The sequence below is a fragment of the bacterium genome, from assembly GCA_026398675.1.
Lineage (GTDB): Bacteria > RBG-13-66-14 > RBG-13-66-14 > RBG-13-66-14 > RBG-13-66-14 > RBG-13-66-14.
This window is the reverse complement of record JAPLSK010000209.1, coordinates 1-8,285: the sequence shown is the minus strand read 5'-3', so window position 1 is coordinate 8,285 and position 8,285 is coordinate 1. Positions and strand designations below refer to the sequence as shown.

The window sequence follows — 8,285 nt, the reverse complement described above, 5'->3', positions numbered from 1 at the left end:
GTGATTCCCTTCGTAGTGGTCCGTGCCGATGGAATTGCCGATTGCGGCTTCGCATCCGCGAAGTGGGTTGTGGACTTATACGAGTGGCTGGTGTCTAGTAATGTACCGGAGATTCACGCGCATCGTATTCGCGGGTTGTTGCTTGGCTACAGCGCCGAGGCAATCCGAATACACGATGCGCGTGACAGTGGGCGACGATTTACTTCGTCGCCTGAACTAGAGTCCAAGATACCGACTTTTTGCACACCGGGCACGGAGGGAATTTAGAGCCTTTGTTGACGGCGCACTCTTTGTGCGTACAATCCGGCTTGTAATTTCCCGCGGTCTGGTTGAGGTCTCCTGTTTTCGGCATGTGTTCCTCCTTTTCTTTTGTTGAAATCGTGACTTTCCAAAGATGAAGTATCACAGGTAAAAAAGAAACTGTCAAGGTTTTATTAAGGTTTTGTGTTAATTTATCTGAGCTCAACTGGAGGACTAATGCCCTGGCGCCGTTGGTTACTGGAGGAGAACAACAGGGCTTACGCTAGGTTAGCCGCAGACCCCGTTGCGTGGGCTGAAGAGCTAAGAGAACGGGCGCTTTGGGATAACACCTTAATGGATGGGTTGGAGGATTGATGCCCTGGGGCGACACGGATTCAGGCGGCCAACTGCGGCCCAAGGTCAGCTTCACCGGCGGAGCGGTCGGCATTCCCGACCTCACCTTCCCGGTCACCGGCTTCACCCGGATGGACGAGGACTGGGTGCCGGAGAAGATAGTCAATGCGGCGGCGAACGCCTCCCGGACCGTCTCCGAGAGCATCGTCGGCTACCGCGGCGTCTTCACCGTCCACTATGCCTACCTCACCGCGGAGGGCCGGCGGTTCATTTCCCGTGTGATCAACATCGGCGGGCGGGTCTACTTCTACCCCCACTCCGACACGGCGGAAAACTACCTCTGCCGGGTGTCGGCGACCACCGGCATCATGCAGCAGCTCGACGGGCGGGCCATCGGCTACGGTCCGCTCTCCATCACCTTCGAGACGGTGACGATTCGCGCCTCGGTCCCCTGCGAGAGCGAGCGGTCGCACTTCTCCGACAAGGACCTGGCCTACGTCCCGGCGGACGAGTTCTGCTGCTTCTCGGACAAGGACCTGGACTACGACCCCGACGACAAGATCGGGTGGTTCAACAAGGCGGAGTGAAGATAGTCAATGGTCGAACGGGAATTACCTTTTTTCTTGACTGTTTCATTAAAAGCACATATACTTCGTTGGGCTGACAAGATGGCTGAAGTGTTTCGCCCAAGAAATAGGGTCAAGGCTATGAAAACAAGCATGATAAGTAGAGGCTCAATCTTGAGGGGGGTCTCAAGTCTTTTCGACATTGGGAATACTTCAAGAAGAAGTATAAAATTGAAAGCTAAACCCAGGAATCCGAATAATAATATTAGGATATACTGGGAAAGGGTGGGTAAGTATATTTCTATTTCGATGGAAAAGATGAGTTATGGACAAAAGAGAAGATATGCCCGTCGAGGATAAATCCAACAGAAAGAATAAGCAGGGTTTATCTAAGAGTGAGAAAGAACACCCAGCCAATAAACAAGAACCCGATGAACTTCCTACAGAAATCGAAGATGCGTTATTATTTGATAAAACTGAAACTGGTCAATTACTAGCAGAGATAGAGCAAGATTTACCCGAAGAGAAGAGGAGAGCCATTCAGGTTCTTCTCTTTAATGTTATTAGAGAAACACAGCTTGCATATAAGGGCCCATTACCAATATCAAGTGAGTATAATGAGTATGAGAAAACATTGCCAGGGGCAGCTGATAGAATAATGGCTATGGCCGAGAAAGAGCAAGAATCTGCGCACAAATTAACAGATAAAGAACTTGAATTCAATTATGAAATTGAAAAGAGCAAACTTAGCAATGAGAAATTTTCTGCAATTTTAGGCTTTACTATCGGCACATTAGCCCTACTTGGTGCGATTTTATTAGGCGTTTTCGGTCAAACTGCTGTGGCTTCTATTATTGGTGGGCTTGATATTGTTGGTCTTGTTAGTGTGTTTGTAATTGGGAATAAAGCATTAAAGGAAAAAGAAAAGAAAAAATAACATCAAATAGTTATCTATTTACCGCCCGTCGGGCGGTTTTTTGTAGGACTTCCTCCCGGCGGACCAGCCTTCGGGCCTCCAAAGGGTTATCGGCCGCTGACGAGCGGCCACCGTGTAGGACAATGCCTTACCTTAGCGGTTTGGCCTCTTGTCCCTCTCAGGCCCTCCTTCGGGGGGGCCTTCTCTACGCCCTGATTCATATTTAGCGGAGGCGAACCATGCCACTCGGAAAGCCGCGCGACTTCGTCACCTACCCCGACCTCGAGGCGAAGAACCTCACCCCCGAGGAGGGAGACAACGCCGCCAAGCGTATTGACGGCGTCTACTTCGACGACAACAACGAGGACACCAACAACGCCCTGGCCATCCGGCAGGGGTTCGGCGTGGACTTCGTGGACCACGGCTCCAGCGCCCCCGAGTGCCGGGTGACCACCCCCGCGGGGCTCTTCGACGCCGAGCACGAGGTGACCATCGGCGACGGGACGCGCCTGTGGAAGACGGCGATGTTCGCCGACGACGACCTGCGCTTCGACGAAGGCGACATCGTGAACGGCGTGGCGGGCCCGGCGGACTACTCCTCCGCCGGTTTCATAGATTCCCTCCTCGTCTGGTCCACCGGCTCCGTCACCCTCACCATGATGGTGGACAACACGGAGATGATCCTGACCTACGACGCGCCCAACGCGCTCACCGCGGACGACATCGCCCGCTCGCCCACCGAGTCGGAGAAGGTGGACACCTCCCTGACCAACCTGGAGACCGCCTTCGACGTGGAGCACGACGGGACGACGGGAGCCCACGACGACGGCTTCCTCGAACCGGGGATGGTCAATCAAAACACCTGCTTCCTGGCGGAGGCGTGGCAGAACATCATCCGCTTTGGTCGTTTCGACAACTGGCCGGCGGGGATAAAAAGCCCGCCCGAGGGCTGGGCGCTCTACGGCGCCCCGACGACGGTGCAACAGGAGTCCGGCGCGGGCAACGTCCGCATCGGGACCTACTCGGTGAAAATCACCACCGGCGGCGCCAGCCGGGGGATCAAGTACGCCGTCCCCAACTTCGCCGATTACAGCGGCAAGGCGATAACCGCCTCCTGCTGGGTGAAGCAGTCCTCGGCGGGGACCGTGGCCGTCACGATAGACGACGGGGTGGGGACGACCACCGGCCTCTCCGTCGTCCTCAGCGGAACCTTCCAGCAGGCGTTTTGCCGACACACCATGGCCAACGCGGCGACCAAGCTGGAGATCATCATCGCCTCGGTGGGGACTTCGCCCGCCTTCTACGTGGACGAGTTCGGCGCCTTCCAGGGGGACAACCTCAAGGCGCATTCGTCCCACGCCCTGGAAATCGTCGCCGCCGACGACGTGATCCCGGTCAACCTCATGCTGAACGGCGGCTTTGGGCACTGGTGGGATACGACCGCCCTGTCGGGCCACCCCGATTACTGGGAGCCCTACACGGGAACAGTCGTGGCCCAGTATTACACCACCACCCCCTATTTCGGCAACAACTGCCTCCGACTGGATAACACCACCGGCATCGGCGCCGGAGTATGCCAACGGATCGGCGCCATCTCCAGCGTCCTGAGTTTTCTCAAGGGCAAGACCGTCTGCTTCAGCGCCTTCATCAAGGAATACACGCCCGGGACGGCGAAGAACTTCAAGATTCAGGTTGACGACGGGGTGGGCTCCACTCCGGTCACGTTCGACCAGGACGACTACCCGAGCTGGACGCGGGTGTGGGTGGTTCACATGATGAGCGCCGCGGCGACGGAGCTGACGGTCTCCATCCAGGGTAGCCAGGTGGCCGCCGCCGGGCTGCTGGTGGACGCCTGCTGCCTCAACATCGGCTCCCGGCCGATGAAGTGGGCCGGGAACATGCCCTCCGTCTGGTCGCCGGTGCGGTATGCCTTCTACCACAGCGGCGCGGTGGCGGACGGGGTCAAGCTGGACGAAGCCTGGCCCGTGCCGGAGCGGTTCTACCCGATGCGGTTGGATGCGTACTGGCTGACCGGCCCCACCAGGGTTCTCCCCGCGGGGAACACGGACCTTATCCTCTACACCGGCGACCGTGGCGCCGCCCCTGGTACGACCGGATTCTACGTCCGGGTGGCCGCCGAAGCGGCCCCCGACGCGGACGGCGTGGGTGCCACGGCGACGCAGATACCATCCACCGCCGAGGCCGACGTGGTCGCCGAGCTCAAGTACATCCGCATCCACACGACCAACGTAACCACCTCCGCCAACCCGGCAACCCCCAGCGTGCTCCTCACTGGCTACACGCTGACTCTGCCGTAGTGAACCGAATCGTCATCAACCGGGTCATCCGGGGGCCGCGGGGCGGGAAGATCACCGTCGGCTCGTGGACCGACGACCGGGAAGGGGAACGAATGCCCTGGCGCTGGGCGAAAGATGCGTGGTGGTCGGGCGACAAGCTCGGCCACTTCTTGGGGGGGCTGGTGAGCCTCCTTCTTCTGTGGGCCGCGTTCCACATGCACAGCAGCTGGGACGCCTGGGTCCGCTGGGAGGACGTGGGCTGGCTCGGCGGCGACGGGTTCAGCTGGCGGGACGGCCTGGCCTCGACCGCCGGCGTCTGGTTCGGCTGGATAATCCTGGAGCTGTTCGGCTCCTGCCTGCCGGGGGCGTGATGGACGAGAAGATCGGGTGGTTCAATGGCAGTTGACAAAGAAAGGTAACTCAAGGTATTCTCCGCTACACAGTTCTGGAGTTAAAAAGGGGTACAAATGGGCGAAAAAAATGAAATTGAAGTGCGCACTTTTGTACCGAAAGATGTAGTTCGTCAATATGCTGATTTTGTACAAGTAAATATGTCACCTTATGATATTACGATTGATTTTGGTGATATTGTTTATCTTGATCCGAAGGAAATTGAAGATGATGAGAAAACCGTAACAAGGCCAATTAAATTACGAATTACATTACCTGTCCCTGTTGCAAGTCAATTACGCGATCTTATAAATGATATAATTAGGGCTAGAGAAGAAATAAGAGGTAAGCTACAGAAAGGCGAAGATGGTGGGAAAACAGATAGTTGACGCAACATCTCCGTACGCACAAAAGAGAAGCGTAGTATATAGAGGTCCGATGAGTGATATGGATGTTTTTGCACTCGCGCCTTTTGCATATCGTAGAGAAACTAAAAATACATGGGATGATTTAGTTGTTTATCTTAGTAGCCAAACCGCAAGCAACGAGGAATTACTATTTGAACTAATAAGAAATTTCAAAAATTATGAGATTTTTAAGCGTGTGGAGTGTATTAAGGAAGATGATAATGTTATCGTTGAATATTATCCAAGGGATAATATTGAAGAACAAATAATAAATGATGAAGTTGGGAATTTATTTGTAGAAATTGTACGATTAGGATATCGTCCAATTATCGGACTTGGCTATGAGGGAATGTGACTGTAGAAGTAATCAAATTGTACATAATTGTCAAGTAGTAAAACTGCTTGAGGAAAATTGCTCAGATACTTATTTTGATTGGATATGTATTGTGAGATTTTATGCGGTATTACATAGAGTTGATGAGATAATTGAAGATACTTTTCATGTTAATCCAAGTTCTTATACAAAAAGAGAACAGTTATTATGCGATTGTCGTGATAAAGGTGTAGTGGATAATACAATGATTACTGCATATACCAATCTTTTTAAAAAATCTAAAGAAGCAAGGTATGACTTCTTAAAATACAAAATTAATAATCATCAATTGGTATTATCTGATACTAAAAAATGGCTTGAAATGTTTATTTTAAATGCAAATATGAAATAATAAGAGCAGTAAAGGAAATAAGCCTCTTATATTTAACTGTCTTAAAAGATTTTCTTTAAAGAAGAACCGCCCACTGGGCGGTTTTTTTATGCCACTTCTACCCAGCGGACTAACCTTCGGGTCTCCAAAGGGTTATCGGCCGCTAACGAGCGGCCTTTTTTATTGGGAACATTATGAAGCTCTTCGACTTCGGCGACGGCATAGAGTTCGGCCAGCGACTCTTCATGTTCTGCGTCCTCGCGGGGCTCTTCGTCGTTATCCTGGTCCTACACATCTTCGGGCTGGTTGACATAAGCCTGGCAATCGCCGGGTGGACCGGCCTTTGTGGCGTGGCGGCGGGCGGGGTTATCGTCCGCGGGGTCCAGGCCGCGGCGCGGGAAAAGGCCACGGCTACGATTGACATAGGCACGGTCAAGGACGCCATCGGTTTTAAGGTGGAGGATGATGCCTGATTTACTCGACATCCCCGGCGACCTCGCCGGGCCCCGGGATGGCCGGGGGACGTGCGTGAGGATGCGGGGGACCGGCCGGCTGATCGAAACCCTCGACCGCTGGAAGGCCATCGTCATCGCCCAGTACGGCGGCGACCCGGCGGGCTGCCTAGTGGCGAACTCCTGCTACCGGCCGAAGTCCGACCTCGATCCGGGCGGCCCCGGCGCGGAGCCCGGCGTCAGCAAGGGCAGCTACCCCGTGGATTACACCGACGCCAACGGCCACTGGGTCGGCTGCGCGGTGGACTACTCCGCCCGGCTGACCGCCGAGAGTTTCTGGGGTTCACCGTGCCCCAAGTGGCGGCGGGATGACATCCGCGACTCCCTAGTCGCCGCGGGGCTCTACCACCCCTGGTACTTCTACCGCTCCTGGGTCGAGGGGTACTTCAAGTTGCACGAATACTGGCACATCGCCGTGGAACTCGACCCCTGGACTCAGGTCCACGCCTACCGGGAGACGCCGCCGCACTGGTACGACGGCCTCCGGCCCGATTCGACCGCCATCTGTACCCATTGAGGGTACGAGTGCACCCGATTTGGGTACACCTGTAGCTGTTAATGAAACGGGGAAAGTGAGCAACAACGGGATTTGCTGTTAAAAAGTGAGCGACAACCACCCGAAAGGAACCCATGCCCGACCTTCTCTACTACCTCCTCGCCGGTGTACTCCTGCTCCTGGCCGTCATCGTCTGCCTCCGCAAGGACAAGGCGACCGACGCCCGGATGCGGTTCTGGTTCCTCATCGTGGACGTGGTCGCCGTGGTCGTTCTGACCTTCTTCTGGCTCGGCCTCTTCGGCGTCATCTTCGGGGGTTGCTGATGACAAAGAAAACCGGCAACGGCGAGAAGAGCTGGCTGAAGTGGCTGGTGCGGGTTATCCTCCCCGTACTCATCGCGGCCCTGTGGGGCGTGCAGTGGGCCAGCCTGTCGTCCCAGATTGAGGACCTGCGCTGTGAGGTGCGGGAGATGCGGGGGGAAATACGCGGCGAGCTGGAATCGCAACAGCTCGTCAACCGGGAGCAGGACGGGTGTCTAGCCCGGCTGGAGACGGAGGTCGGGTTCCTGCGGGACGACGGCCGCGGTAATTAACCCGACGACCACCCCGGCGGCGAGGGAGGGGAGGAGGATGAGCGGCAGAAGGCCCCAGGCGAGGCCCGGCAGCAGTATGAGAATCGCCGTCGCCCACTGGGCGGTGGCGTGGAACGCCGCCCCGGTGAGAGAGACGCCCACGAGGCTGACTCGCCGGGGGTAGAGCGGCAACAGGGCGGTCATCGCCCCCCAGCTCGCCACGGAGCCGGCAAGGTTCAAAAGAATTATCGGCGTCAGGAGATTGCCCAGGAAGAGGGAGCCCAGGACGGTCCGAATCAGGCTCAGCTTCAGGGCCGGCAGGGGTCCCTGCCTCACCAGGACCAGAAGGACGACGATGTTGGACAGCCCGAGGCGGAACCAGGGGACCGGACGCGGCAGGAGCCCCTCCAGGACGTAGAGGGCCAGGGCCAGCGCCAGCAGGCCGATACCCCGGTATCTCTCCACGACCCGCCTAACGGGTAACGGCGTCAACACCGCTTCCCCCCTCGATGCGAATCCCGACGCAGTTGGGCACGCACCAGACCGCCTCGCCCGCCTTGTCTATTTTCCCCATCTTCACGCAGAGCTTCTGGGGGCAGTCCGAGCTCTCCACCCAGGCCCGACCGCCCTCGATTCTGACGACCGTTTTGCCGACGGGCCCCTCCAGCACCAAGGTCCGCGTCTCGTCGAGGCCGACGCGGAGCTCACCGCCGGTGTAAGTGACGACCGCCACGGCGCCCGGCTCATCGGGGAGCATCCAGGGAATCACCGCCGCCGCCGAGAGCACGACGGCCAGCGGGATGTCCAGAGGTTTCAGCCGCCAGCGTGCCAT

General features: G+C 56.5%; 13 protein-coding genes. 11 read left to right on the top strand and 2 right to left on the bottom strand.

What is annotated here, in order from left to right; genetic code table 11:
- Window positions 1–614: 614 nt before the first annotated feature.
- From NTW26_07005 to NTW26_06955, 11 genes are all read left to right on the top strand, one after another.
- A complete protein-coding gene (locus NTW26_07005) occupies window positions 615–1,181 on the top strand; it encodes a hypothetical protein (GenBank protein ID MCX7022005.1) in 567 nt (188 codons plus the stop codon).
- A gap of 304 nt (window positions 1,182–1,485) precedes the next feature.
- Window positions 1,486–2,097 (top strand): DUF2335 domain-containing protein, encoded by a 612-nt coding sequence (locus NTW26_07000; GenBank protein MCX7022004.1) that lies wholly within the window; start codon window positions 1,486–1,488, stop codon window positions 2,095–2,097.
- A gap of 218 nt (window positions 2,098–2,315) precedes the next feature.
- The gene (locus NTW26_06995) at window positions 2,316–4,394 is read left to right on the top strand and encodes a hypothetical protein (protein MCX7022003.1); all 2,079 of its coding nucleotides are present in this window, start codon (window positions 2,316–2,318) and stop codon (window positions 4,392–4,394) included.
- Window positions 4,394–4,744: a hypothetical protein gene (locus NTW26_06990; GenBank protein ID MCX7022002.1), complete on the top strand. Its 351-nt coding sequence runs from the start codon at window positions 4,394–4,396 to the stop codon at window positions 4,742–4,744. The genes NTW26_06995 and NTW26_06990 overlap by 1 nt, the downstream gene beginning before the upstream one ends.
- Before the next feature lie 96 nt (window positions 4,745–4,840).
- Window positions 4,841–5,152 carry a DUF3467 domain-containing protein gene (locus tag NTW26_06985; protein ID MCX7022001.1) on the top strand — a complete coding sequence of 104 codons (312 nt, stop codon included), beginning with the start codon at window positions 4,841–4,843 and terminating at the stop codon, window positions 5,150–5,152.
- Between the two features lie 49 nt (window positions 5,153–5,201).
- Window positions 5,202–5,525 carry a hypothetical protein gene (locus NTW26_06980; GenBank protein ID MCX7022000.1) on the top strand — a complete coding sequence of 108 codons (324 nt, stop codon included), beginning with the start codon at window positions 5,202–5,204 and terminating at the stop codon, window positions 5,523–5,525.
- A gap of 91 nt (window positions 5,526–5,616) precedes the next feature.
- Window positions 5,617–5,895, top strand: coding sequence for a hypothetical protein (locus NTW26_06975; protein ID MCX7021999.1), 279 nt, complete (start codon window positions 5,617–5,619; stop codon window positions 5,893–5,895).
- Between the two features lie 173 nt (window positions 5,896–6,068).
- Entirely contained in the window at window positions 6,069–6,347 is a 279-nt protein-coding gene (locus NTW26_06970; protein ID MCX7021998.1) for a hypothetical protein, read from the top strand.
- Window positions 6,340–6,903 (top strand): hypothetical protein, encoded by a 564-nt coding sequence (locus NTW26_06965; GenBank protein MCX7021997.1) that lies wholly within the window; start codon window positions 6,340–6,342, stop codon window positions 6,901–6,903. Before NTW26_06970 ends, NTW26_06965 begins: the two co-directional genes overlap by 8 nt.
- 113 nt (window positions 6,904–7,016) lie before the next feature.
- A complete protein-coding gene (locus tag NTW26_06960; protein ID MCX7021996.1) occupies window positions 7,017–7,205 on the top strand; it encodes a hypothetical protein in 189 nt (62 codons plus the stop codon).
- Window positions 7,205–7,474 carry a hypothetical protein gene (locus NTW26_06955; protein MCX7021995.1) on the top strand — a complete coding sequence of 90 codons (270 nt, stop codon included), beginning with the start codon at window positions 7,205–7,207 and terminating at the stop codon, window positions 7,472–7,474. The genes NTW26_06960 and NTW26_06955 overlap by 1 nt, the downstream gene beginning before the upstream one ends.
- On the opposite strand, the gene NTW26_06950 is transcribed toward NTW26_06955, so the two are convergent.
- Both NTW26_06950 and NTW26_06945 read right to left on the bottom strand, forming a co-directional pair.
- Window positions 7,418–7,918 carry a Gx transporter family protein gene (locus NTW26_06950; protein MCX7021994.1) on the bottom strand — a complete coding sequence of 167 codons (501 nt, stop codon included), beginning with the start codon at window positions 7,916–7,918 and terminating at the stop codon, window positions 7,418–7,420. The genes NTW26_06955 and NTW26_06950 overlap by 57 nt on opposite strands.
- Before the next feature lie 7 nt (window positions 7,919–7,925).
- Window positions 7,926–8,285: NusG domain II-containing protein (locus NTW26_06945; GenBank protein ID MCX7021993.1), on the bottom strand; the 360-nt coding region annotated here is incomplete at its 5' end.

Bases quoted from the DNA above. Each gene is read 5' to 3' on its own strand.
- NTW26_07005 (MCX7022005.1), top strand. From the start codon at position 615: ATGCCCTGGGGCGACACGGATTCAGGCGGCCAACTGCGGCCCAAGGTC.
- NTW26_07000 (MCX7022004.1), top strand. From the start codon at position 1,486: ATGGACAAAAGAGAAGATATGCCCGTCGAGGATAAATCCAACAGAAAG.
- NTW26_06995 (MCX7022003.1), top strand. From the start codon at position 2,316: ATGCCACTCGGAAAGCCGCGCGACTTCGTCACCTACCCCGACCTCGAG.
- NTW26_06985 (MCX7022001.1), top strand. From the start codon at position 4,841: ATGGGCGAAAAAAATGAAATTGAAGTGCGCACTTTTGTACCGAAAGAT.
- NTW26_06980 (MCX7022000.1), top strand. From the start codon at position 5,202: ATGAGTGATATGGATGTTTTTGCACTCGCGCCTTTTGCATATCGTAGA.
- NTW26_06970 (MCX7021998.1), top strand. From the start codon at position 6,069: ATGAAGCTCTTCGACTTCGGCGACGGCATAGAGTTCGGCCAGCGACTC.
- NTW26_06965 (MCX7021997.1), top strand. From the start codon at position 6,340: ATGCCTGATTTACTCGACATCCCCGGCGACCTCGCCGGGCCCCGGGAT.
- NTW26_06960 (MCX7021996.1), top strand. From the start codon at position 7,017: ATGCCCGACCTTCTCTACTACCTCCTCGCCGGTGTACTCCTGCTCCTG.
- NTW26_06955 (MCX7021995.1), top strand. From the start codon at position 7,205: ATGACAAAGAAAACCGGCAACGGCGAGAAGAGCTGGCTGAAGTGGCTG.